Source organism: Exiguobacterium sp. s181, assembly GCF_018617125.1.
GTDB classification, from domain to species: Bacteria; Bacillota; Bacilli; order Exiguobacteriales; family Exiguobacteriaceae; genus Exiguobacterium; species Exiguobacterium profundum.
Genome location: NZ_JACSJM010000002.1, coordinates 488,561 through 512,751, shown reverse-complemented (window position 1 = coordinate 512,751; position 24,191 = coordinate 488,561). Strand labels below are relative to the sequence as shown.

Sequence of the window (24,191 nt, the reverse complement as noted above, 5' to 3'; positions counted from 1 at the left end):
CTCCTACTTTCTTGGATGTGTCGCTTGATAAATCGACCGAAGTCGTTCGGTCGATACATGGGTATACCGCCCGGTCGTCGACAAGGACTCATGCCCAAGCAACTCTTGGACGGCACGCAAGTCCGCTCCCCGTTCTAACAAATCCGTCGCAAAGCTGTGTCGCAACGAGTGCGGGGTAAGTGGTTTATGTACCCCACTGTCTTTTCTCAAACGTTTCATGACATAGCGGATTTGGTCTGTTGTCATCCGATTCCCTTTTTGACTCAAAAATAATGCGGTTTCTGTCGGGAGCCCGACACCTTTGCGTAATTCGATATAACGCTGCAAAGCATGTACGGCATATTGCCCGATCGGGACATATCGTTCTTTCTTCCCTTTTCCCATCACATGGACAAAGGATAAAACCTCATCGAACGAGGAAAGGTTCATCCCACACAGTTCAGCGACGCGGATTCCCGTCCCATAGAGCACTTCTACAATGGCGACGTCCCTCGCCTGTAAAAAAGGATCTTCCTGCCTCGAGGCAGCCTCCAACAGTTGCTCGACTTCCGTCGGGACGGCAAAGGTCGGCAAGGACTGTCTCTTTTTCGGTGAGGTCAGGTCGTGGAACAACGGTTCTCCACCTTGTTCTCTTGCCATAAACTTCCCGAATTGCTTGAAACAAGATACTTTTTGGGACACCGTGGACGCGGCCAATTGTTTCTCATAAAGGACATATAAATAACGCCGCGCCGTCTGAGCATCGTAGGGATCTTGATGCGTCGATTGGCAATATGCGGCGTACTGGTCGAGCGTTTGCTCGTAGGAGCGTTTCGTATGAGGAGACAGTCGACGTTCAATTTGGCAGTAGCGCAAAAAGGATTGTCGATCCTCTAAAAATCCCATTTTATCGCCTCCTCGATGACTCGTAAAAACGCATGTTCTCGTCAAATCGAAATTAGCATAGCATACAGAATGTAAGGTGACAATAGATAGCCGTTCAATAATCTGAAAATTTTCAAAGTATGAAACAAAATACACAATTGAAATTTTACTTCAAAACAAAAGAGCCAACAAATGGCTCTCCTGTTCAAAGATCTTTATACTGTTGAATCGTTTCTAACGCACGGTTCGCGTAACGCTCGTACCGTTCTTGTTTCTTCATCTTTTTCGGAGCGTCTTCTAGTGATGGCACCAATCCGAAGTTTGCATTCATCGGTTGGAAGTGCTTCCCGTCGGCTGTCGTGATATAATGCGCCATCGAACCAAGCATCGTCTCACGCGGGAGAACGATGAGTTCTTCACCTGCGATCATCTTCGCCGCATTGATCCCAGCTAGAAGCCCGGACGCTGCCGACTCCACATATCCTTCTACCCCTGTCATCTGACCGGCGAAGAAGAGCGTGTCACGTGTACGCGCCTGATACGTCGGCTTGAGTAAGCTCGGTGAGTTGATGAACGTGTTACGGTGCATGACACCGTATCGGACGATGTCCGCATTCTCGAGTCCCGGGATGAGACGGATGATGCGCTTCTGTTCGCCCCACTTCAAATGTGTTTGGAAGCCTACCAAGTTATACAGTGTGCCCGCCGAGTTGTCTTGACGAAGCTGAACGACGGCATATGGACGTTTTCCTGTCTTCGGGTCTTCTAATCCGACCGGCTTCATCGGTCCGAACAAAAGCGTCTTCTTCCCACGCTCGGCCATGACTTCAAACGGCATGCATCCTTCAAAGTAAATCTCTTTTTCAAACTCTTTTAGCGGAACGACTTCTGCCTTGATCAACTCTTCGTAAAACACATCAAACTCTTCTTCTGTCATCGGACAGTTCAAGTAAGCGGCTTCACCTTTGTCGTAACGCGACTTCAAATAGACTTTATCCCGATCAATCGTATCACCATCTAGAATTGGTGCTGCCGCGTCATAGAAGTAGAGATAATCTTCTCCTGTGAACGCCTTGAGTGATGCAGAGAGGTCAGGGGAGGTCAACGGGCCAGTCGCCACGATGACGATCCCTTCAGGAATCTCTTTGAGCTCTTCGTTGTGCACTGTGACATTCTCGTGGTTCTTTAGCTTCTCGGTGATGAATCCGGCAAACTCATGACGATCGACGGCAAGGGCACCCCCAGCAGGTACACTTGCCGTGTCCGCCGCCTTTAAGATGAGCGAGTCAAGCGTACGCATTTCTTCTTTCAAGACACCTACGGCATTTTGAAGACCGTTCGCACGTAGCGAGTTCGAACAAACGAGCTCCGCAAATTGATCCGTGTGGTGCGCCGGTGTTTGACGAACCGGTCTCATTTCATACAAATCTACTTGAATACCGCGCTTAGCGAGTTGCCAAGCCGCTTCGGAGCCGGCCAATCCAGCTCCGATTACAGTTACACGTTGTTGCAACATTAATCCTCCTCTTGCTGATGTACCTCGGTGTGGGTACAGTTCGTACATTGATATTTCACGCCGTCTTTAATTTTTTTCTCGACCATCAAACTGTCGCATACTGGACACGGTTTCGCAACCGGTTTATCCCATGAGACGAATTCACATTCCGGATAGTTCGAGCAACCATAGAAGAGACGACCTTTTTTACTACGACGTTCTACGATTTGTCCATCCTTACAGTTCGGACACGGGACACCGATTTCGACTTGTACCGGTTTCGTGTTCGTACAGTTCGGGAAGTTCGAGCACGCCATGAACTTGCCGTAGCGTCCCATCTTGATGACCATTGGTGACCCACAGACTTCACAATCAATTCCGGCAGGTTCATCTTTCACTTCGATTTTCTCGATTTCTTCTTCAGCACGCTTCAATCGTTTCTCGAAAGAACGATAAATCGGAGCGACGACTTCCGTCCACTCGACTTCCTTATGCTCGATCGAATCAAGAAGGGTCTCCATGTCGGCTGTGAACTGGACCGTGATGAAGTCGTTGAAATACTCATCAATCATCTCGATGACGAGTTCTCCAAGTTCAGTCGGTAAAAACTTCTTCTCTTCGAGAACGACATAACCGCGTCGTTGAATCGTGTCGAGTGTCGGCGCATACGTCGACGGACGACCAATCCCGAGTTCTTCCATCGCTCGAACGAGTCGCGCCTCTGTATAACGAGGTGGCGGTTGTGTGAAGTGTTGTTTCGGTTCAATCGTTTCAAATGTCACGGTGTCATCCACTTCGAGAGGAGGCAATAATCCTTCCTTCTCTTGGTTCGTGTCCTCAATGTCATCGTCTTTCGACTCGATGTACACTTTCATGAAACCAGGAAATTTGACCGTCGACCCGTTCGCACGGAAAATCATCCCGTTCGATTCGACGTCGATTTTGACCGTATCGAGCACGGCTGGTGCCATTTGGCTCGCAATCAATCGTTCCCAAATCAATTTATACAGTCGCAACTGGTCACGTGACAGATAAGGCTTCAAGGAAGCTGGGTCGCGGAGTGCCGAAGTCGGACGAATCGCTTCGTGCGCGTCTTGGGTATTCGCTGATTTCTTTTCTTTTTGTTTCTGTAAGGCGACATACTCTTCACCGAATGTCGATTCGATATATTCCTTCGCCTCCGTCTTCGCCAAATCAGAGATACGTGTCGAGTCGGTACGCATATACGTAATCAGACCGACTGTACCTTCTTTTTTGCCGAGATCGATTCCTTCATATAATTGCTGCGCGAGCATCATGGTCTTCTTCGCACGGAAATTCAATTTACGGGCAGCATCCTGCTGTAATGAACTGGTCGTGAACGGTAGCGAAGCGTTCCGCTTCCGTTCTTTCTTCGTCACATCAATGACTTTAAACGTATCATCGATGGTATCTAGGACAGATTGCGCATCTTCTTCAGACTTCAATTCCATCTTCTTTCCATCTTTTCCGTAAAATGAAGTCTCGAACGTTTCCCCATCATGATTTAAATCAAGTTTAATCGTCCAGTACTCTTCCGGGTCGAACGCGTTAATTTCACGTTCACGGTCGATAATCATCTTCACGGCTACCGATTGAACTCGCCCTGCAGACAATCCTTTTTTGACTTTCTTCCATAATAATGGACTCATCCCGTATCCGACAAGACGATCTAAAATGCGTCGAGCTTGTTGTGCGTCGACGAGATCGTGATTGATCTTACGTGGATGTTTAAACGATTCTTTAATCGCATCTTTTGTAATTTCGTTAAAGACGACACGACATTCTGTCGTTTCATCGACACCGAGTGCGCGTGCTAAATGCCAAGCAATCGCTTCCCCTTCTCTATCGGGGTCGGCCGCGAGAAAGATTTTTGTCGCTTTTTTCGCTGCTGTCTTCAATTCTTTCAATACCGGTCCTTTACCACGGATGGTAATATACTTCGGTTCAAAGTCGTGTTCGACGTCTACACCGAGTTGACTTTTAGGCAAGTCAATCACGTGCCCCATCGAAGCTTTGACCATATAATTCGGACCTAAATAACGTTTAATTGTTTTTGCTTTCGCAGGTGATTCGACGATCACCAGATATTTTGCCATACATCTGCTCCCCTTTTAGAGGTCATTTAAATCCCTACCATAATATTCATGTTCTCACTGGTTTGTCAACGTACAATCTTGAGATCTCGAATAATTTGATCGGAATTCGTCAATGGAATCGCTCCTTCTTCAATCAACCGGTTCGGTCCCTCCGCGAGTGGATCAAGGGGTGAACCTGGCACCGCAAATACCGTTTTCCCTTGCTCTAGAGCATGTCCGACCGTATTCATCGTCCCACTCTTTCGTCTCGCCTGTATAACGACCAACGCATCGCCAAGACCACTGACCAAACGATTTCTTTCCAAAAATTGAAATTTTTGAATCGGCGTGTTTGGTACATATTCACTAAGTAAGACTCCCTCTTGTGGAATCTGTAAAAGCATGTCTCGGTTCGCCTCCGGATAGAGCCGGTTCAGTCCAGCTCCCAGTACCGCCACGGTCGGTCGACGAGCGAGAAGGGCTTGGGCGTGGACGAGCCCGTCGATTCCGAGGGCGCCACCTGAAACAGATACAGTTTCTTCTATTAAAGAGTGATAGTGATTCACGAGCGGTTGACTGATACGATTCAACTCACGACTTCCGACCATCGCAGTCGTTCTTTCTTGTAGTACCTCTAAATCTCCATGATAAAACAAGCAATATGGAGGGTTGGGGATGTCGAGTAACCGTTTCGGAAACAAGTCGTCTTCCCATGTGACGAAATGTTTATACGACTCCGATGCGTGCCAGGCTCGTTCAGCCCGTCTCCAGACATGTTCAGAAAATTGTGTGCGATGTGCTCCGAGTGTCCCGTTTAAATAATGATGCACAAACTCAACTGGCATTCGTGCTGCAGCAAACCGAGCTATTGTTTGATTCATCACAAACTCTCCTTTAAAAAAATGAGGGATGCAAGCATCCCTCAAGATTCTCATGTCGTCGGTTGACCCGTGACACATGCTTCGTATAATCCTTGCTGTTTCAAGACACGAATTAACGTTTCACCGATAACCGCTGGTGTTTCAGCGACTTCGATTCCATTCGCGTTCAATGTCTTGATCTTCTCAGCAGCCGTCCCTTTACCACCTGAGATGATTGCACCCGCATGTCCCATGCGCTTGCCTTCAGGAGCCGTCTGGCCGCCGATGAAACCGATGACTGGTTTCGTCATGTTGGCTTTTACCCATTCAGCTGCCTCTTCTTCAGCCGTTCCGCCGATTTCCCCGATCATGATGACCGCTTTCGTGTCCTCATCTTCGTTGAACGCTTTAAGCGTATCGATGAAGTTTGTTCCATTGACCGGGTCTCCGCCGATTCCAACAGCTGTCGATTGTCCGATACCTGCTGTCGTCAACTGATGAACCGCCTCATACGTGAGCGTCCCAGAACGTGATACGATTCCGACGTGCCCTTTCGTATGAATGTAGCCAGGCATGATGCCAAGTTTCGCTTCTCCAGGTGTGATGATACCAGGACAGTTCGGTCCGATTAAACGAGCCGGTTTGTCCTCGAGATAGCGCTTCACTTGAATCATGTCCACAACTGGGATTCCTTCTGTGATACAGATGATGAGCTCGATGCCGCTGTCTGCCGCTTCCATGATTGAATCCGCTGCGAAAGCAGGTGGAACATAGATGATCGATGCATTGGCACCAGTTGCTTCGACCGCTTCAGAGACGGTGTTGAAGACTGGAACGTTGTCGAGGACCGTCGTGCCACCTTTACCAGGTGTGACACCACCGACTAATTTCGTGTTATATGCGAGCATCTGTTCACCGTGGAACAGACCTTGCTTCCCTGTAATCCCTTGAATGATTACTTTCGTATCTTTATCCGCCCAAATACTCATGTCGTTTCCCCCTTATCGAACAAGTGCTGCGATTTTTTCTGCACCGTCAGCCATCGAGCTGGCCGTCGTGATCGCAAGTCCAGATTCATCGAGAATGCGCTTCCCGGCATCAACGTTCGTTCCTTCTAAGCGAACGACGAGTGGTAAGTCGAGTCCGATTTCTTTCGTCGCAGCGACAATCCCCTCTGCGATGATGTCACATTTCATGATCCCACCGAAAATGTTAACGAAGATCCCTTTGACCTGGTCATCAGACAAAATCAACTTGAATGCTTCTGTTACTTTTTCTTTAGTCGCACCGCCACCTACGTCGAGGAAGTTAGCGGGTTCAGCACCGTAATGTTTGATGATATCCATCGTTGCCATCGCAAGACCGGCACCGTTGACGAGACAACCGATGTTTCCGTCGAGTGCGATGTAGCTGAGGTCGTGTTTTGACGCTTCTACTTCACGTGGGTCTTCTTCCGTCGTATCACGAAGAGCAAGGACGTCCGAGTGACGATAGAGCGCGTTGCTATCGAAGTTCAACTTCGCATCGAGCGCGATGACGTTACCGTCTTTCGTCGTGACGAGCGGGTTGATTTCCGCGATTGTGCAATCTGTCTCGACGTACACTTTATACAGCTTCATGACCATGTCACTGAACTTATTGACAAGTTTCGTCGGGACTTCCATTTTGAATGCGAGACGACGCGCCTGGAATGGACGTAAGCCAACGACCGGGTCGACGATCTCTTTATGAATCTTCTCTGGTGTATGTTCAGCGACTTCTTCGATGTCCATTCCACCTTCAGATGAACCCATGATGACAATTCGGCCGATCGAACGGTCAAGCACGAGTCCTAAGTAAAATTCTTGGTCAATCGCAGAACCTTCTTCGATATAGAGACGCTGGACAACTTTTCCTTCCGGACCTGTTTGGTGTGTCACGAGCGTTTTCCCGAGAATCTCTGAAGCATATTGCTTCACTTCTTCATCTGTCTTCGCAAGTTTAACACCACCCGCTTTACCGCGGCCACCTGCGTGGATTTGAGCTTTTACTACCTTCACTTCACCTTCAAGCTTCGCAGCAGCTGCAACAGCTTCTTCAACAGTAAAGGCCGGATAACCCGTCGGAACGGCTACCCCAAACTCTCTTAACAATTCTTTCGCCTGATACTCATGGATATTCATATGTTTTCCCCCTTAGTCCCCTTTAATATCGGCACGTCTATTGTAACGAAAAACTGAAAGCGCTGTCTATCGTTCTTGCTTTAAGTTTTCATCTTTTTTTCACATATATCCCTAGACAAATCAAATTTTATCCTGTTCCATCTGATAAAGAAACACAAAAAGTTCGGCAATGACTTGATAGACGTCCTCTGGAATCTGCTCTTCAATGTTCAAGGCCGACAGTAACGAGAGGAGCGCTGGGTCTTCATGGATAGGAATGCCGTTCGCTAAAGCAACTTCAAGCATCCGCTCGGCCACGATACCCGTTCCTTTTGCTACGACATGGGGCGCATCCATCGACTGCTCATAGGAGAGCGCCATCGCTTTCTTCTGGTCTTTCATATTTGGAGGTCCACCTTTCCGAGCGGTGCAAACGTTGCCGGAACGTGTTCACGCTTCGCTTCATACGAAAAAGAAGACAGTTCGAATGACACCTTTTTTAAACCTTCTTTCAAAAGTGGTTCGTATGTACGGACGTATGGAGCCAAATCGTGTTGCTCATTGAATACACGTACGGACACGTAACGCTTTTGAATCAACACATCAATTCCGGTCTCACCATATCGCGGCGTTTCAAGAAACAAGACGATCCGCGCATGATCCGAGTCCATCGTCTCTCGTTTCGGGGCCTCTAGACGAAGTTGAACGTTTTCAAACGGACCCAATTGCGGTATGTGAAATGCTTGGGCGACGAACGGCGGGCTTTGGCTCGCGTTGAACGCTTCCTGCGCACGCACGAACTGCTCGAACTTCGGCTCACCTTTCGCTTTGAACAGTTCCCCGACGAGCGCCTTTACATCCTGACCTGCGCCGCTTTCTAACGCGTTTTTCCCGGCCGCCTTCACGGATTCTGGCGTCAGCATCGGCTCCCGCATCAAGCGTCCGAGCTGTTCTCCTAACGCTTGCAGCGGCGACTTGGCAGCCATGAGCGATTCCGTCGCTTGCGTGACGACTTTCAAGACGAGCTTCGGTTCGACGTCCGTGACGACCAGCTTATACGTGACGTTCTCTTTCACGTTCGCATTGACGCCGACCCGGAAAATCCCTTGGGGCAGTTGCATGACCGCCTCGTTGCCAGGTAAGAGCTGCAACACCTTTCCGACGACTGTGTTCCCTAGTAATAGCGGGCGTGACGTCTGTTCCGTCACTTTGAACGGCATCACCCCTTGATGATCGATCCGCAACGTGACCACTCCTTTCACATATGCTTGATGGGGGCGAACGTACGGCGATGAATCGGAGTCACCCCAAGGCGTCTTAACCCTTCTAAATGAGTCTCTGTTCCATATCCTGCGTTTTTCGCAAATCCGTATCCAGGATACGTCAAATCATATTCTTCCATCATCCGGTCCCTTACCACCTTAGCGACGACACTTGCCGCGGCTATCGACACACTGAGCGTGTCCCCTTTAACCAATGACTGTTGAGGGATGTCGAGCTCGAGTTTCATGGCGTCAATCAATAGGGCGTCTACTTCTCCGACTTGATGAATCGCCTCTGTCATCGCAAGCTTCGTCGCCTCATAGATGTTAATCTCATCGATTACCGCGGGCTCGACGATCCCGACACCGACCTCTGCGACCTCGATGATGTGTGCGTATGCCGCGTCCCTCGCCGCTTTGGTCATTTTTTTTGAATCATTCAATCCCGGGAGGTAGAACCCATCCGGCAACAAGACCGCCGCTGCCACGACCGGTCCCGCAAGCGGCCCCCGTCCGACCTCATCGACTCCGACAATTCGAGTGAAGCCTTCCGCCTTCCATTCACGTTCATACGTCATGCGACGTTCGAAATCGTCCTGTAACGCCCGTTCTCGCTCGAATTGGCGCTGTTTTTGCCGTAGCAACGTTTGCACGCCCGCTCGAGGGTCTCGTGACAAGGTCGGGAAGATGTATACCCATTCTTCATATCGGATGTCCTCTAGTTGTTGTTTAATCTGTTGAATCGTCACGGTCTTCCTCCTATTCAAAAAAGCCCTGTGTGCACAGGGCTTTACGCCATTTCGTGATCAGCCGGTGTCTCAAGGGAGATCCGTCCGATTTTTTCATGTCGTAGTTCATTTAAAAGTAGTTCGCTCGCCTTTTCGAAATCGACGTAACCACCACTGATGAGACCACGCTTTTTCCCGATCAACTCAAGGAGCTCCACGCCGTCCTCGGGTAACGTTTCAAGTTTGAATCGTTCCTTTAATTGTTCCGGATAACGAGCATGCAACTCGCGAACCGTATACAAGGCGATATCATCCAAGTTGAGAATCTCGTCTTTGATGGCGCCGGTCGCGGCTAGACGATATCCGACAAGTTGATCCTCGAACTTCGGCCAGAGAATCCCCGGCGTGTCCAACAGTTCCATCTCGCCGCCTTTCATCTTGATCCACTGTTGACGCTTCGTCACACCAGGACGGTCGCCCGTGATGGCGATGTTTCGTCCGGCGAGACGGTTGATGAGTGTCGACTTCCCGACGTTCGGAATTCCGATGATGAGCGCACGGATCGGTCCGGGGTTCCGCCCCTTCTCACGCATCCGGTCATGCTTTTCTTTCATCAACTTCTGAGCACCCGTGATGAGCTGTTTCAAGCCTTTGCTATGTTTCGCGTCGACAGCGACAACCTCGACTTCTTCGCGTTTCAAGGCACGTAACCACGCCTCCGTCACGACGGGGTCGGCCATGTCTGCTTTGTTCAAGACGATGAGACGAGGTTTTCCCGCTGTAATCTCATCGACCATCGGGTTGCGACTCGACTGAGGCACGCGTGCATCTACGAGTTCGATGACGACATCGATTAGCTTTAATTTTTCAGTTACTTGTCTTCTTGCTTTGGCCATGTGGCCAGGAAACCATTGAATTGCCAAAAAAGCACCACCTTAATCTTCTACCGTGCCAACATCATCGAGTGGCCAGAAGATGAAGTTCGTCTTGCCGACAATCTCCTCTTTCGACACAAATCCGATCTCACGGCTGTCTTTCGAGTTTTGACGATTGTCTCCCATGACGAAGTATGATTCCTCTGGAACGACCGACTCACCCGTCACTTGTTCGAGTGTGAAGTTCTCTGTCAACGGGAACCCGTTCATCTGGGCACGAAACTCGTCTAAATACGGCTCTTCTACCGCTTCACCGTTAATATAAAGTACATCATCTCGATATTCGAGCGTGTCGCCTGGGATGGCGATGACACGTTTAATATAGTCTTTTGATTCAGTCGCATGGAATACGACGATATCACCTCGGTCTAGCTCCCCAACATAGTTCGAAATTTTACTGACGATCATTCGATCCGCATTGTGGAGTGTCGGCATCATCGACTCTCCTTCAACGATGACAGGAACGAAGATGAACGTCCGGATGACGAACGCGATGACAAGAGCGACCACGATGGCTTTTAGCCAACTAAACACTTCTTTCAACTTCACTCACTCCTCTATCCATTTGAACTTATTGTACTAGAAAAAAAGAAGCTTGTCGCAAGCGACAAGCTTAATTCCCATCTTAACGACGGATTTCTTTAATACGTGCTGCTTTACCGCGAAGGTTACGGAGGTAGTAAAGTTTCGCACGGCGAACTTTACCGTAGCGTACGACTTCGATTTGTGCAACGCGTGGTGAGTGAAGCGGGAATGCACGCTCAACACCTACGCCGTAAGAAATCTTACGGACTGTGAATGTTTCGCTGATGCCGCCACCTTTACGCTTGATTACAACACCTTCGAAGATCTGGATACGCTCACGCGTTCCCTCTACAACTTTAACGTGGACACGTACTGTGTCACCAGGACGGAAAGCAGGTACGTCCGATTTGAATTGTTCTTCTGTGATTTCACGGAACAGTTTTTGTGTGTTCATGAATCATATCTCCTTTTTCTTCAATGTTCATATCTTCATATGCCCAAGCATCCAATAGCGGAACATCGGTAATCGATGGGTTTAACCCACATGCTCAAACATAGCATATATTTCTCAATCGCGCAACGATTGCAGAAACTTTTTATCGACATCCGTCAACTCGACATGTTCGAGCAAATCCGGACGTCGTCGATACGTGCGTTCGAGCGATTGCTCTCGGCGCCATGCCTCGATCCGGGCGTGATTTCCCGACAAGAGCACTTCCGGCACGGTCAATCCACGAAAATCAGCCGGTCGTGTATAGTGAGGGTATTCCAAGAGACCAGTCGAGAACGAGTCGTCTTCATGGCTCGCCTGATCGCCAAGTACATCCGGAATGAGCCTTACGGTCGCATCAATCATGACCATCGTCGCGAGCTCTCCACCTGTCAAAACGAAATCACCGATCGACACCTCGTCGGTCGCCAGTTCATCATGGATCCGTTGGTCGAACCCTTCATAATGTCCACATAGAAAGACCAGATGTTCCTCCTTGGCCCATTCTTCGGCCATTCGTTGATTGAACGGTTTTCCGGTAGGCGTCGTGAGAATGACCCTTGGGCTCTTCGCCTCAAGGGAATGAAATGCATCAAAGATCGGCTGCGGCGTGAGCAACATGCCCGCTCCACCGCCGTACGGATAATCATCGACTTTATGATGCTTGTTCGTTGAAAAGTCCCGAAAATTGAGGAACGACATCTCCACTTGCCCGAGCGTCTTCGCCCGACCGACGATGGAGTGATCGAGCGCATGAAACATCTCGGGGAACAACGTCAATACATCAATCTTCATCGTCAATCATTCCAGGGATCGGCGTGATGACGACACGCTTCGCATCGACATCAATCTCTTGGACGACCGATCCGATATAAGGGATGAGTGCGTCCGACTTTCCTGGTCGTTTGATGACCCATACGTCGTTCGCTCCATTCGTTTCAAAGATGTCGTCGACGACACCAATGACTTCCCCATCCACGACAGCCTCACAGCCGATGATTTCATGATAATAATATTCGTGTTCGTCCAAGTCGTGGACGTGTTCGGCGTGGACATATAGTTTCAGCCCTTTATATTTTTCAATGAGATTGATATTGTCAAACCCTTTGAATGTGACGAGGTGAAACTGCTTATGAGGACGATACGTCGTGATCGTCATTTCCTGTTTCGTTCCGTCGACATCAAGAAACAACGTGTTTCCTTTTTTAAATCGCTCTTCTGGAAAGTCTGTCGCCGCCAAAATCTTCACTTCCCCTTTTAGGCCGTGCGTATTGGCGATTTTCCCTACATATAACCAGTCCATCTTTTTCCCTCCTCAACAAAATAGGCCGACCTCAGAAAAGGTCGGCCACATCATTACTTCGCGTTTTTCGCGTTGTGGAATTTCTCCATGATCCCTGCTTTAGAGAACAAGTTGCGTACTGTGTCAGATGGCTTCGCGCCGTCTGCCAACCATTTGAGAGCGAGTTCTTCGTTGATGCGAACTTCTGCTTCTGGTTTTGCAACCGGGTTGTAGTGACCAACTTGCTCGATGAAGCGACCGTCACGTGGTGAACGTGAGTCTGCTACAACGATACGGTAGAAAGGTGATTTTTTTGCGCCCATGCGCTTAAGACGAATTTTAACTGCCATGGTAATATACCTCCATCATGTGTTTAAGAATTGACAACTTTTATAGTATACAGCTTTTTCGTTCGACTGACAAAAGATTTTGTTAGAAGAATGGAAGGCCGAGACCTTTTTTCTTCCCTTTCATTTGTCCTGACATTTGTTTCATCATCTTCTTCATGTCATCGAACTGTTTGATGAGACGGTTCACTTCTTGAATCGAGCGACCGCTCCCTTTTGCGATCCGCTTACGACGACTCGCGTTGAGCACTTCCGGATTGGCGCGCTCATGTTTCGTCATCGAGCGAATGATCGCTTCGACGTGATCGAGTTGTTTCTCGTCGATTTGGACGTTCTTCAACCCTTTCATCTTACCTGCACCAGGTAACATCGAAAGTAATTCATCAATTGGTCCCATGTTTTTCACTTGGGCCAACTGTTCAATGAAATCATCGAACGTGAATGACGCGTCACGAATTTTGCTTTCAAGCTCCTTCGCTGCGTCTTGGTCCATCTGTGTCTCGGCTTTTTCAATGAGCGAGAGCACGTCCCCCATTCCAAGGATCCGTGACGCCATGCGTTCCGGGTGGAATGGTTCGAGGGCATCCAACTTTTCTCCGAGACCGACGAATTTAATCGGCGCTCCCGTGACTGCCTTGATCGAAAGGGCTGCCCCGCCTCGTGTATCTCCGTCGAGCTTTGTGAGCACGACCCCGGTGATTCCGAGTTTCTCATTGAAACTGTCGGCCACATTGACCGCATCTTGACCCGTCATCGAATCGACGACGAGGAAGATCTCATTTGGTTTGGCAATCGTCTTCACATTTTCGAGCTCGCCCATAAGCGTCTCATCGATATGAAGGCGACCGGCCGTATCGATCAACACGAAATCGTGATGATTTGTTTTTGCGTACTCGAGTGCCTTCGTCACAATCTCTTCCGGCTTCACTTGATCACCAAGTGAGAAGACCGGTAAATCGAGTTGTTTTCCGAGTGTCTCGAGCTGCTTGATTGCCGCCGGACGGTAAATGTCCGCCGCGACGAGAAGAGGACTTCGGTTATGCTTTTTACGAATCAAGTTCGCTAGCTTCCCGGTCGTTGTCGTTTTCCCTGCCCCTTGCAGACCGACCATCATGACGACTGTCGGTGGTTTCTGACTGAATGTGATCGGGACGACATCGCTTCCCATCAAGTTCGACAACTCTTCGTGAACGATTTTGACGACTTGTTGACCTGGCGTCAATGATTTCATGACATCCTGACCAACCGCGCGTTCCTTCACGTCATTGACGAATTGCTTGACGACTTTAAAGTTGACGTCGGCTTCGAGGAGGGCGAGGCGAACCTCACGCATCATCTCTTTGACATCGGCCTCCGAGATTTTCCCTTTACCGCGCATTTTTGAAAGTGTCGATTGCAATCGTTCTGATAATCCTTCAAATGCCATGCTTCAGCCCCCTACTCTAAATTCTCAAGCGCAGAAATCGTGGCGCTCACGTCATCGGTGAGCTCGACTTGACGTTTGAGGGTCTGAAGAAGTTGCTGGCGCTGTTCGAACTTTTCGAATAGGGCTAGCTTTTCCTCGTACTGTTCAAGCATCGTTTCTGTGCGCTTTATGTTATCGTAGACCGCTTGACGGCTGACTTCAAACTCTTCCGCAATCTCTCCGAGCGAGTAGTCATCTAGGTAATAAAGAGACATATAGTTGCGCTGTTTCGGTGTGAGGAGCGCTTGATAGAAATCGATGAGATAGTTCATGCGATTCGTTTTTTCGAGCGTCAAACCTTTCACCTCCACATGTTAAGTGAAATCCCTTTACAACTACCTATAGTACAGCCGTGCCTACTACTTGTCAAGTTTTTTTCTTAACAGCAAAACTTAGGCGAGGTCCTCGTTTGTGTCCTCTTTTTCTGTCAAAGCTTCCTCGTTCTTGTCTTCAAAAACGTCACCGAACAATCCAAGGACGAACTGTTCTGGATCAAACTCCTGTAAATCGTCAATCTTCTCTCCAAGCCCGACATACTTGACCGGGATATCGAGTTCGTTCCGAATCGCTAGGACGATTCCGCCTTTGGCCGTCCCATCGAGCTTCGTTAAGACGATTCCGCTCACGTTCGTCGCTTCTTTGAACGCTTTCGCTTGAACCATGGCGTTTTGACCCGTCGTCGCGTCTAATGCGAGCAATACTTCGTGCGGTCCGTTCGGAACTTCCCGCTCAATGACTCGTTTGACTTTTTCAAGTTCTTTCATTAGATTGACCTTATTTTGGAGACGTCCCGCCGTATCACAAATCAAGACGTCCATGTTGCGTGACTTGGCAGCCTGAACGGCGTCAAAGACGACGGCAGCCGGGTCAGACCCTTCCGTTTGACGAATGACGGGAACCCCGACGCGTTCTCCCCATACTTGAAGTTGCTCGATGGCACCGGCACGGAACGTATCCCCTGCCGCGAGCATGACGGAACGCCCTTCAGATTTCAACTGGTGCGCCAGCTTGCCGATGGTCGTCGTCTTTCCGACACCATTGACGCCGACAAACAAGATGACCGTGAGTCCGTCCTGCATATTGAGTTCACGGTCCGATTCATCCTCTTGGAGGCGGTTCGCCACGACTTCGACGAGTGCGTCACGCACCGCGACCGGGTCCTTCAGATTACGTCGCTTCACTTCTTCTTTCAAATCTTCGACGAGATCCATCGTCGTCGTGACGCCGACATCCGCTTGAATGAGTAAATCTTCGAGTTCATCGAAGAAATCTTCATCCACTTCGCGGAAGCGATAGACGAGGTCGTTGACGGCACTTGCAAAGCCGTCACGTGTCTTCGTCAACCCCTCTGTAAACTTTTGTGACACCTCTTGGGTAGATGTCGTCAACTTCTCTTTTAATTTCTTGAAAAAGCTCAACGTGATTCCTCCATCTCTTCATCCATTTCAACGACACGTTTTGCTTCAGACAGTTCGACCGATAATACCTCGGATACCCCGTTCTGTTGCATCGTGACGCCATATAGTGTATCCGCCGCTTCCATCGTCCCTTTACGGTGCGTGATGATGACGAACTGCGTGTCGATCGACAACGTCCGAATGTATTCTCCGAAACGATGCACGTTCGCCTCGTCAAGGGCCGCCTCGACCTCATCGAGAACACAAAACGGTACCGGACGCGTCTTCAAAATCGCAAACAATAAGGCGATGGCCGTCAGCGCACGCTCCCCACCAGACAACAGACTGAGCGTCTGTAACTTTTTACCCGGTGGTTTGGCGACGATTTCGATTCCTGTGTTCAACAAATCCGATTCGTCGACCAATTTCAAATCCGCTTCCCCGCCACCGAAGAGCTCGGTGAACGTCTGTTTGAAGTGCGCCCGGACGCTCGTATACGTCTCTTTGAAGAGGCGTGTCACTTCGCGGTCCATCTCGGCGATGATCTCATATAAATCCTCTTTTGCACTGACGAGGTCATCCCGTTGCTCGGATAAGAATGTGAACCGTTCATGGACACTATCAAACTCTTCGATCGCATTCAGATTGACCGGTCCGATCTCTTCGATTTGACGAACGAGCAACTTGAACTCCTCTTTCGCCTCTTCTAGTGGGATCTCGAGTGCCGGCAATAGTTCTGCGACGAGTCCGTTCTCTTCTAATGCATCGAGCTTCCATTGTCGTTTCAGCTCGAACTCTTGTTTTGCCGTTTCGAGTTTTCGGACGACAGCTTCTGCTTGACGTCTTGCCTCCGTTGCCTGATCGACCCGTTGACGTATGATCCGATACGCCTCTTCGTTCGTCTTGAGTGTTGCCGTCACTTCTTGAAGCCGCTCTTGAATTTCTGTGAAATCCAGTTTGGCAGTAGCAAGCGTCGCCTCAAGTTCCATAGACGACACGACTTCTCCACTCTCGAGCCGCGTCAGTTCACGCTCCATCTGCTCGCTTCGTTCCTGCAGACGATTTTGTTCGGTCGTCAAACGGTCCAATTCATATCGGACCCGTTCTTCTTCGAGCGTGTGCCGCTGAAGATCGAGCTCGTTTTGACGAAGCATCGATTCCAGTTGGCCCGTGCTCTCAGCACTTTTCGCCTGCTCGGCCCGAAGCGATTCGAGACGAGAACGAATGTCAGCTTGTGCGCGGTCCGTATCGGCCAATTCAATCGTCAGTCGCTCTAATTCGGCAGTCGCTGTCTCGATCGTCCGCTCGTAGCGCATCATTTCATGATCGAACAGTTCAAGTTGTGACTTGGCATCGAGCGAGGCACGTTCCGCAGTACGGTAGGCCGACTCGACTTCACGGAGGTTCGTTTCAACGGAACGTTTCTCATCCCGAAGTTCAGACAACTGCTGCGTAATGTCCGTCAACTGTTCTGTATACTCTTGAAGACGTGTTTTTTGCTCATGCAACATGGCGAGGCCTTGAGTGAGACCATGTTTCAAATCATCTAATTCGCGCGACTGCGTGAACAGGGCCACGCCCTGCTTGCGACTACCACCCGTCATCGATCCGCCAACGTTGACGATATCCCCTTCTAACGTGACGACACGGAAACGATATCCCGTCGATTGGGCGATACGGTTCGCGACTTCAAGTGTCTCCGCCACAAGCACGGAACCGAGCAACGACTTTTTCAACGTCTCGTATGATGCATCTGTTTCGACGAGTTCCGACGCCACACCGACAAATCCGTTCATCGAGTCGAGTCGATCTAACACCTCACTCGGCACGAATCTCGGTTTGATCGTCGTCATCGGCAAGAATGTCGCTCGTCCTGCGTTGGCTTTTCGTAATTTGTCAATTTCACGGCGTCCCACCGTCTCATCTTGTACGACCACATGCTGCTGTGTCTGCCCAAGTGCCGTTTCGATTGCCGCTTCATACGAAGGACGGACACGAATCAATTCGGCGACAGCACCAAGGACACCTGATGAACGGTCTTTTAAGACGAACTTGACCGCATGGAAATAGCCTTCATACGATTGCTTCATCCGTTCGAGCATCTCGATTCGGTCTTCCGTCTTCTGACGGCGGCGTTCGAGGTCGTAGAAAGACGATTCGGCTCGTGTACGTTTTTCACGAATTGCCGTCTCTTCGTCCCGAAGTTGCGTCTCTTTTTGACTCAGTTGTTCAAAGCGACTTTGTACCGCTTCATACTGCTCTCGAGTCGCCAAAAGTGTCGCTTCCTGTGAGGAACGATCATCGAGACGATGTTTGTTCTCGCGTAGAAGGCGTTCTTTCGACTCGACGGCGACATCGATATCCCGTTGTTCCCGCTTTTGTTGGTTACCGATTGTCGCTTTCGTTGTCGCGAGTTCGAACGCCTCACTTTGTAACGCTTCGATTTCAGCATTGAAATCACGAGAGGCGGCTTTCAACTGTTGTTGAAGTGACTCTCTCTTCGCAGTCGTTTGTTTCAACGTGTTTCCTTTTTGGTCAAGTTCTTCATGAACGACCTTCAATCGCGCTTCAAGCTCGGTCATCTCTGCACGTACTTCTTCACGTTGTCGGATGAGTCGTTCTTTCATCTCGGCGCCGTGTTCTTCTTGTGCTTTTGCGAGCTTGATGTCACCCGTCAAACGCTCGACATAGGTCGAATGCTCCCGTTCTTTTTGGTTCAGCTCTGTCAATTCTTCGCGTAACTCAGCGAGCTTCGCTTCGAGCCCGCTACGTTCCTCCGTGAGGTCACGTAACGAACGGTCACAGTCAGTTAACTGTTGAACAGATTCCACGTGACGTGCGGACACTTGCTCAATCTCCTGTTGGAGCAACTGAATTTCTGCGCCCATGATTCCTGTTTCGAGTTCATCATGTCTCGCTTTGGCGACTTTGTACTCCCGAGCGAGTGCTGCTTGTTCACGGAGCGGTTCGACTCGGTCCGCCAACTCGAATAAAATGTCATCGACCCGGGACAAGTTTAATTCGGCGTCCTGTAACTTGCGTTCAGCCTGTTTTTTCCGCTGACGATATTTCAATACACCGGCTGCCTCTTCGATGACGGCACGTCGATCTTCCGGTTTCCCAGAAATGACTTGTTCGACCCGCCCTTGACCGATGATGGCGAATGCATCTCGTGAAAGACCTGTATCCATAAATAAATCAATCACATCTTTTAACCGACATGGTTTTTTATTCATAAAATAGTCGCTGTCCCCACTTCGGGTCACGCGACGGGTCACACTCACTTCTTCATATGGGAGACGCAACTGTTCGTCTCGATTATCGAGAACGAGGGTGACCTCGGCGACATTTCGGTGATTCTCTCCTTCACTTCCGGCAAAGATGACATCTTCCATCTTGGCACCACGAAGTGATTTGGCCGACTGTTCTCCGAGTACCCAGCGAACAGCGTCCGATATATTGGATTTCCCGCTCCCGTTCGGCCCTACTACAGCCGTGACGCCGGGACGGAAATCTAATTCAATTCGCTTGGCAAATGATTTAAAGCCAGCGAGTTCGATTCGTTTTAAGTGCATCGTGACCATCCTATCCGCAGTAAGCATTCATCTGTATATTTTACCACAGTTAACAGTTCGTCAAAATGCCCGAATCATGCTATTCTAAAAAGAACTGTAGAAAGGGGAATACAGATGACGAATGAACAGATGATTGAAGCCATTTTGGATAAAATGAACATTATTAACCGCGGTGCAATCAAAGCGGAAGAATATAATGCGGCTGATCCGTCAGCGGTGAAAGAGATTTACGAGTACGTGATGACACGCTCTTCGCTCTCTTTGTCGGAAGTCGATGGTATCGTCGAAGAACTCGGTCAATTGACATGAAAAAGGAGTGGACCCCCAAGCGGTCCACTCCTTTCGTTTATAAATCTGCGTAGCGCCGATTAAAGGCAATAAGCGCTTCTTTAGCAGCCAATTGCTCGGCTTCTTTTTTCGAACGTCCGACCCCTTCACCGACGATGTCGTCGCTGAGGCGTGCATGTGCGACGAATTCCCGGCTATGCGCCGGTCCGCGTTCCTCGATGATTTCATACGAAACAGGTCCGAGTCCTTCCCGTTGAACGCTCTCCTGTAACTGGCTCTTGAAATCGGTCTGTTCTTCAAATACTCCCGCTAAGACTTTCGGAAAAACCGCTTCGGCGAGGAATCGTTCGACGGCCTCAATTCCCTGGTCTAAATAAAGAGCACCGATATAGGATTCGAACACGTCGGCAAGCAGTGCCGGACGTTTTCGTCCACCGGTCAACTCTTCACCTTTCCCAAGCAAGATGAAGTCAGAGAAAGCATAAGCTTCCGCAAAATTCACGAGTGACGGTTCACATACGATCGCCGCTCGTAATTTCGTCAATTCCCCCTCGGAGCGCTCCGGATAAGTCTCATAGAGAAAGCGAGATACGGTCAGTTCTAAAACAGCATCCCCTAAAAATTCTAAACGTTCATTGTCTTTTCGTAACCCGCGTTGCTCATTCACATAAGATGAGTGTGTGAACGCCTGCATCAACAAGTCGTGATTCGAAAATTGAACGTCTAACCGTTCTTCCAATGATTTAAATAGTTCCAAGATGCGTGCTCGTTCCATCTCCTGACGCCGACGTCGCTGCGCCGACCCTTGACGGTCAAACCGTCGTTTGTCTTTTGTCATAGTTCCCTCCATGAATAAGCACAAGCCCACCGCCCGGAACCGAGCGGTGGGATGGCTTGATTACAATTTTGTTTCGATGTAAGCCACTACGTCGCCAACAGTCGCGAGCTTCTCAGCGTCTTCGTCTTCAATCGTGATGTCGAATTTGTCTTCGAGGTCCATCACCATTTCCATTACTTCAAGTGAATCCGCACCAAGGTCATCCTTGAACGATTTCTCTGCTGTGATTTCAGATACGTCTTTCCCGAGCTTCTCAGCAACTGCTTCTTGTACGTCTACTAAAATTTGTTCTTTTGTCATGATAAAATCCCTCCAAAGGTAAGTATATTAAATGTCAGTCTGTTGGTAAAGTTCTCTTTTACGCCATCGTCATGCCGCCATCGACGGCAATCGTCTGCCCGGTCACATAAGCTGCTTGTTCCGATGCGAGGAAGGAGACAAGGTTCGCCACATCCTCCACCTGTCCGAAACGGTTGAAAGGAATTTGCTCGAGTGTAGCCTCTCGTTGCGCATCTGTCAAGGCATCGGTCATATCCGTTTGAATGAACCCTGGACAGACGGCATTGACCGTCACGTGACGTCCCGCTAGTTCGCGCGCCACCGATTTTGTCAATCCGATCAACCCTGCTTTTGCAGCCGCATAGTTCGCTTGTCCTGCATTACCGGTAATCCCAACAACCGAGGCGATGTTGATGATTCGACCTGCTTTCGACTTGAGCAAAGGTCTCGTGACGGCTTGCGATGTCAAAAAGGCGCCTTTTAAGTTCGTCGACAGCACATCTTCGAAATCGGCTTCTTTCATTCGCATGAGTAACCCGTCACGCGTGATCCCTGCATTGTTGACGAGACAATCGACGCGTCCGAACGTATCGACTGTCGTCTTGACGAGCGCTTTGACATCGTCAGCATTCGATACATCTGCTTTCACGGCGATGGCTTCGCCGCCTGCCTCCGTGATCATGGCCACGACATCATTCGCTTTTTGTTCACTACCCGAGTAGTTCACGACGACCCGAAAGCCATCTTCCCCTAAACGTTTCGCGATGGCCGCCCCGATTCCCCGGGACGCTCCCGTCACGATCGCCACTTGATCATGCACGTACTTCTCCTCCTAACGAGGCGACTTCTTCGAGCGTAGTCGCCTTTTGAATCGAAACGTTCGAGTCGATTCGTTTAATCAATCCTGAAAGCGGTGAAGATGGACCGAACTCGATGAACGTGTCTACGCCGTCTGCAATCGCCTTCCGTACACAATCTTCAAAGCGGACAGACGAATACAGTTGTTTCGTCAATAACGCCTTCAACTGTTCAGGGTCACGATGCACCGCTGCGTCCACGTTCGAAATCATGTCGACGGAAGCCGCTTCAAATGGCGACGAGGCGAGGACATCTTGGAAACGCGTTGCCGCCGGCATCATGTAGGAACTATGGAACGCTCCAGATACGTTTAACGGCAATACCCGCTTCGCACCGGCAGCCTTCAATTCCACGCCCGCTTGTTCGACCGCGTCGACATGCCCTGAAATCACGAATTGACCAGGACAATTCAAGTTGGCGATTTGAACTAAATTCCCGCTCGCACTGATCTTTTCAGTGATATGGAGCGCCTCTTGAAGATCGGTCATCCCGACGACTGCCGCCATCGTTCCATCCTTCACTTCAGACATCAACTGCCCACGTGCTCGGACGAGGACGGTCGCCTCTTCAAGATCGATGACACCCGCACTGACGAGCGCCGCATATTCACCGACACTATGCCCGATGACGACATCTGGTGCCGCACCGCTCTTCGCATAGGCTTGCGCGAGGAGCGAAGCGTGCGCCACGATGGCCGGCTGTGCAATTTCCGTTTCTTGTAGGTCTTCCTTCGACCCGGATGACATGACTTCAAGAAGGTCAAATCCGAGTCGACGTCCGATTGCTTGAAGCGTTTCAGGGTGATTTAAAAAGGTTTGTCCCATCCCAACGGCTTGGGAACCTTGCCCCGGAAACACCCATGCTACTTTCCCCATATCTTCACCTGCTTTCGCTTAGTCTATGGCTTTGGCACGCTTGATTTTTTCCACGACATCGTGATCTACCATGATTTTCGCCTGTTTCAACGCACTCATGATGGCGAGTGCATCGCTCGACCCATGCGCCTTGATGACCGGCGCATTGATCCCGAATAATCCGGCTCCCCCGTGTTCGCGATAATCCAGCGTTTCTTTTAATCGTCTCAATTTCGGTTTTAAGATGAGAGCGGCGAGTTTAGATACAAGGTCACTCGTGAATTGTTCTTTCATCATCTTCATGAGCATCGAAGAGGAGCCCTCCACACCCTTTAACAAGATGTTTCCCGCAAATCCTTCGGTCACGATGACGTCCACGTCACCTGACATCGCTTCACGCGCTTCGACATTCCCAACAAAATGGACAGGTGCCTGTTCAAGGAGGGGGAACGCTTCTTTTGTCAGCGCATTTCCTTTACCAGCTTCTGTCCCGATATTGAGAAGGGCGACACGCGGTGTTTTGATGCCACGCACATGTTCCGCATACAGTGAACCCATAATCGCATAGTCGACGAGGTGTTCAGCTTTTGCATCCGGATTCGCTCCGACATCCAGGACGACGACACCACTACCAGTATATGTAGGGAACGTCGGAGATAATGCCGGACGCTCGATTCCTGGGATCCGTCCGATGATGAAAAGAGACGCCGCCATCAATGCGCCGGTATTCCCGGCAGACACGAGAGCATCCGCTTTTCCTTCTTTGACGAGCTGAGCTGCCACGACGAGCGAGCTGTCCTTCTTACGGCGCACCGCCCGTACCGGTTCGTCTTCGCCTGTAATGATCTCACTGGCTGGAACGACCGTTACTCGAGGGTCATCAAGACCGTATGAGGCAATTTTCACCTCATCACCGACTAAAAAGAGTTCCATCGACTCGTTCGGATATTGCGCGACGAACCGTTTCACACCTTCTACAATCGCCTTCGGTGCGTGATCGCCACCCATTGCATCAATCGCTAACTTCATGCTTGCTCCTCCTCACCACGTCGGTAAATCGTGAAGTCGCCATCAAAGACGCACTCCTCACCGACATAACTTTCAACTGTGACGTCCGTTCTCCCGTCCCCTCGTAGTTTCATCACACGAGCCTTGGCAACGACTCGCTCTCCAAGATGGACTTGGCGACTGAAGCGAATATCCGCTTTAGTGGTCAACGCCAATTCATCATTGATGAGCGCCACCGCTAACGAGTTGGCTTGCGCGAACAAGACATGTCCACGGGCAATCTCGTTGCGGCTAAAGACGTGTTCTTTTTCTATATCGAGGACTGAGATCGCAGAGTCATCTAGCTTCAAGTCAATCATATCACCGATGACCTCGCTCATTGAAAGCGATTTGACTTCATCGAGATGTTCGGAAGCCACATGTTTGATCCGTTCCCTCACTTCCGGAATTTTTAATTCCATCCGGTCGAGTCGAATCGTCTGGATGCTGACAGAAAACTGTTTTGACAGTTCTTCGTCTTTGATGAACGGGTTATGCTCAATCGTTTCTTGTAACAAGCGTTGCCGCTCTTTCTTAGGTACCCGCATTCAGTTCCCTCCTAAAC

Annotated in this window: 26 protein-coding genes; 1 reads left to right on the top strand and 25 read right to left on the bottom strand. The window is 49.7% G+C overall.

The annotated features are described in order from the left end of the window. Positions 1-3 precede the first annotated feature (3 nt). The 19 genes from KNO70_RS08975 to smc all read right to left on the bottom strand — a co-directional run bounded on the left by KNO70_RS08975 (position 4) and on the right by smc (position 19,462). Positions 4-885 (bottom strand): tyrosine-type recombinase/integrase, encoded by an 882-nt coding sequence (locus KNO70_RS08975; protein WP_078146696.1) that lies wholly within the window; start codon positions 883-885, stop codon positions 4-6. 184 nt (positions 886-1,069) lie between these two features. Then, the gene (trmFO, locus tag KNO70_RS08970) at positions 1,070-2,380 is read right to left on the bottom strand and encodes an FADH(2)-oxidizing methylenetetrahydrofolate--tRNA-(uracil(54)-C(5))-methyltransferase TrmFO (protein ID WP_214684485.1); all 1,311 of its coding nucleotides are present in this window, start codon (positions 2,378-2,380) and stop codon (positions 1,070-1,072) included. Beyond that, a complete protein-coding gene (gene topA / locus KNO70_RS08965) occupies positions 2,380-4,476 on the bottom strand; it encodes a type I DNA topoisomerase (RefSeq protein ID WP_047795418.1) in 2,097 nt (698 codons plus the stop codon). Before topA ends, trmFO begins: the two co-directional genes overlap by 1 nt. A gap of 65 nt (positions 4,477-4,541) precedes the next feature. After that, positions 4,542-5,336: a DNA-processing protein DprA gene (dprA, locus tag KNO70_RS08960; protein ID WP_214687931.1), complete on the bottom strand. Its 795-nt coding sequence runs from the start codon at positions 5,334-5,336 to the stop codon at positions 4,542-4,544. Between the two features lie 50 nt (positions 5,337-5,386). Continuing rightward, a complete protein-coding gene (gene sucD / locus KNO70_RS08955) occupies positions 5,387-6,304 on the bottom strand; it encodes a succinate--CoA ligase subunit alpha (protein WP_015881376.1) in 918 nt (305 codons plus the stop codon). A gap of 12 nt (positions 6,305-6,316) precedes the next feature. Further along, positions 6,317-7,477: an ADP-forming succinate--CoA ligase subunit beta gene (sucC, locus tag KNO70_RS08950; RefSeq protein ID WP_159562085.1), complete on the bottom strand. Its 1,161-nt coding sequence runs from the start codon at positions 7,475-7,477 to the stop codon at positions 6,317-6,319. 120 nt (positions 7,478-7,597) lie between these two features. Continuing rightward, the gene (locus KNO70_RS08945; protein WP_074037264.1) at positions 7,598-7,858 is read right to left on the bottom strand and encodes an EscU/YscU/HrcU family type III secretion system export apparatus switch protein; all 261 of its coding nucleotides are present in this window, start codon (positions 7,856-7,858) and stop codon (positions 7,598-7,600) included. Continuing rightward, positions 7,855-8,709 (bottom strand): hypothetical protein, encoded by an 855-nt coding sequence (locus tag KNO70_RS08940; protein ID WP_240499805.1) that lies wholly within the window; start codon positions 8,707-8,709, stop codon positions 7,855-7,857. The genes KNO70_RS08945 and KNO70_RS08940 overlap by 4 nt, the downstream gene beginning before the upstream one ends. Before the next feature lie 5 nt (positions 8,710-8,714). Continuing rightward, positions 8,715-9,467, bottom strand: a complete 753-nt coding sequence (locus KNO70_RS08935; RefSeq protein ID WP_078146689.1) for a ribonuclease HII — start codon at positions 9,465-9,467, stop codon at positions 8,715-8,717. A gap of 41 nt (positions 9,468-9,508) precedes the next feature. Then, complete coding sequence (gene ylqF, locus KNO70_RS08930) at positions 9,509-10,369, bottom strand: ribosome biogenesis GTPase YlqF (RefSeq protein WP_078146688.1); 861 nt, start codon at positions 10,367-10,369, stop codon at positions 9,509-9,511. Positions 10,370-10,381: 12 nt separating this feature from the next. Continuing rightward, the gene (gene lepB / locus KNO70_RS08925; RefSeq protein WP_015881370.1) at positions 10,382-10,924 is read right to left on the bottom strand and encodes a signal peptidase I; all 543 of its coding nucleotides are present in this window, start codon (positions 10,922-10,924) and stop codon (positions 10,382-10,384) included. Between the two features lie 82 nt (positions 10,925-11,006). Beyond that, positions 11,007-11,360 carry a 50S ribosomal protein L19 gene (rplS, locus tag KNO70_RS08920; protein ID WP_015881369.1) on the bottom strand — a complete coding sequence of 118 codons (354 nt, stop codon included), beginning with the start codon at positions 11,358-11,360 and terminating at the stop codon, positions 11,007-11,009. Positions 11,361-11,474: 114 nt separating this feature from the next. Further along, complete coding sequence (gene trmD / locus KNO70_RS08915) at positions 11,475-12,191, bottom strand: tRNA (guanosine(37)-N1)-methyltransferase TrmD (protein ID WP_078146686.1); 717 nt, start codon at positions 12,189-12,191, stop codon at positions 11,475-11,477. After that, positions 12,181-12,699 (bottom strand): ribosome maturation factor RimM, encoded by a 519-nt coding sequence (gene rimM / locus KNO70_RS08910; RefSeq protein ID WP_214730993.1) that lies wholly within the window; start codon positions 12,697-12,699, stop codon positions 12,181-12,183. The genes trmD and rimM overlap by 11 nt, the downstream gene beginning before the upstream one ends. A gap of 53 nt (positions 12,700-12,752) precedes the next feature. Further along, positions 12,753-13,028, bottom strand: coding sequence for a 30S ribosomal protein S16 (gene rpsP / locus KNO70_RS08905; RefSeq protein ID WP_015881366.1), 276 nt, complete (start codon positions 13,026-13,028; stop codon positions 12,753-12,755). 82 nt (positions 13,029-13,110) lie between these two features. Further along, positions 13,111-14,451 carry a signal recognition particle protein gene (ffh, locus tag KNO70_RS08900; RefSeq protein WP_031421628.1) on the bottom strand — a complete coding sequence of 447 codons (1,341 nt, stop codon included), beginning with the start codon at positions 14,449-14,451 and terminating at the stop codon, positions 13,111-13,113. A gap of 11 nt (positions 14,452-14,462) precedes the next feature. Beyond that, positions 14,463-14,786: a putative DNA-binding protein gene (locus tag KNO70_RS08895; protein WP_015881364.1), complete on the bottom strand. Its 324-nt coding sequence runs from the start codon at positions 14,784-14,786 to the stop codon at positions 14,463-14,465. Between the two features lie 96 nt (positions 14,787-14,882). Continuing rightward, positions 14,883-15,908, bottom strand: coding sequence for a signal recognition particle-docking protein FtsY (gene ftsY / locus KNO70_RS08890; RefSeq protein WP_015881363.1), 1,026 nt, complete (start codon positions 15,906-15,908; stop codon positions 14,883-14,885). After that, positions 15,905-19,462 carry a chromosome segregation protein SMC gene (gene smc / locus KNO70_RS08885; protein WP_214812221.1) on the bottom strand — a complete coding sequence of 1,186 codons (3,558 nt, stop codon included), beginning with the start codon at positions 19,460-19,462 and terminating at the stop codon, positions 15,905-15,907. Before smc ends, ftsY begins: the two co-directional genes overlap by 4 nt. Before the next feature lie 114 nt (positions 19,463-19,576). Here smc and KNO70_RS08880 point away from each other — a divergent pair, with 114 nt between their 5' ends. Continuing rightward, entirely contained in the window at positions 19,577-19,771 is a 195-nt protein-coding gene (locus KNO70_RS08880; protein WP_015881361.1) for a DUF1128 family protein, read from the top strand. Positions 19,772-19,808: 37 nt separating this feature from the next. Here the strand turns inward: KNO70_RS08880 and rnc are convergent, their stop codons facing one another. From rnc to fapR, 6 genes are all read right to left on the bottom strand, one after another. Continuing rightward, complete coding sequence (rnc, locus tag KNO70_RS08875; RefSeq protein WP_035387821.1) at positions 19,809-20,525, bottom strand: ribonuclease III; 717 nt, start codon at positions 20,523-20,525, stop codon at positions 19,809-19,811. Positions 20,526-20,648: 123 nt separating this feature from the next. Next, complete coding sequence (gene acpP / locus KNO70_RS08870) at positions 20,649-20,888, bottom strand: acyl carrier protein (RefSeq protein ID WP_015881359.1); 240 nt, start codon at positions 20,886-20,888, stop codon at positions 20,649-20,651. A gap of 58 nt (positions 20,889-20,946) precedes the next feature. Next, on the bottom strand, positions 20,947-21,687 hold the full coding sequence (gene fabG, locus KNO70_RS08865; RefSeq protein ID WP_015881358.1) for a 3-oxoacyl-[acyl-carrier-protein] reductase: 741 nt from the start codon (positions 21,685-21,687) through the stop codon (positions 20,947-20,949). Continuing rightward, positions 21,680-22,600 (bottom strand): ACP S-malonyltransferase, encoded by a 921-nt coding sequence (fabD, locus tag KNO70_RS08860; RefSeq protein ID WP_078146682.1) that lies wholly within the window; start codon positions 22,598-22,600, stop codon positions 21,680-21,682. Before fabD ends, fabG begins: the two co-directional genes overlap by 8 nt. An 18-nt stretch (positions 22,601-22,618) precedes the next feature. Beyond that, on the bottom strand, positions 22,619-23,608 hold the full coding sequence (plsX, locus tag KNO70_RS08855; RefSeq protein WP_015881356.1) for a phosphate acyltransferase PlsX: 990 nt from the start codon (positions 23,606-23,608) through the stop codon (positions 22,619-22,621). Further along, on the bottom strand, positions 23,605-24,174 hold the full coding sequence (gene fapR, locus KNO70_RS08850; protein WP_015881355.1) for a transcription factor FapR: 570 nt from the start codon (positions 24,172-24,174) through the stop codon (positions 23,605-23,607). Before fapR ends, plsX begins: the two co-directional genes overlap by 4 nt. Positions 24,175-24,191 lie beyond the last annotated feature (17 nt).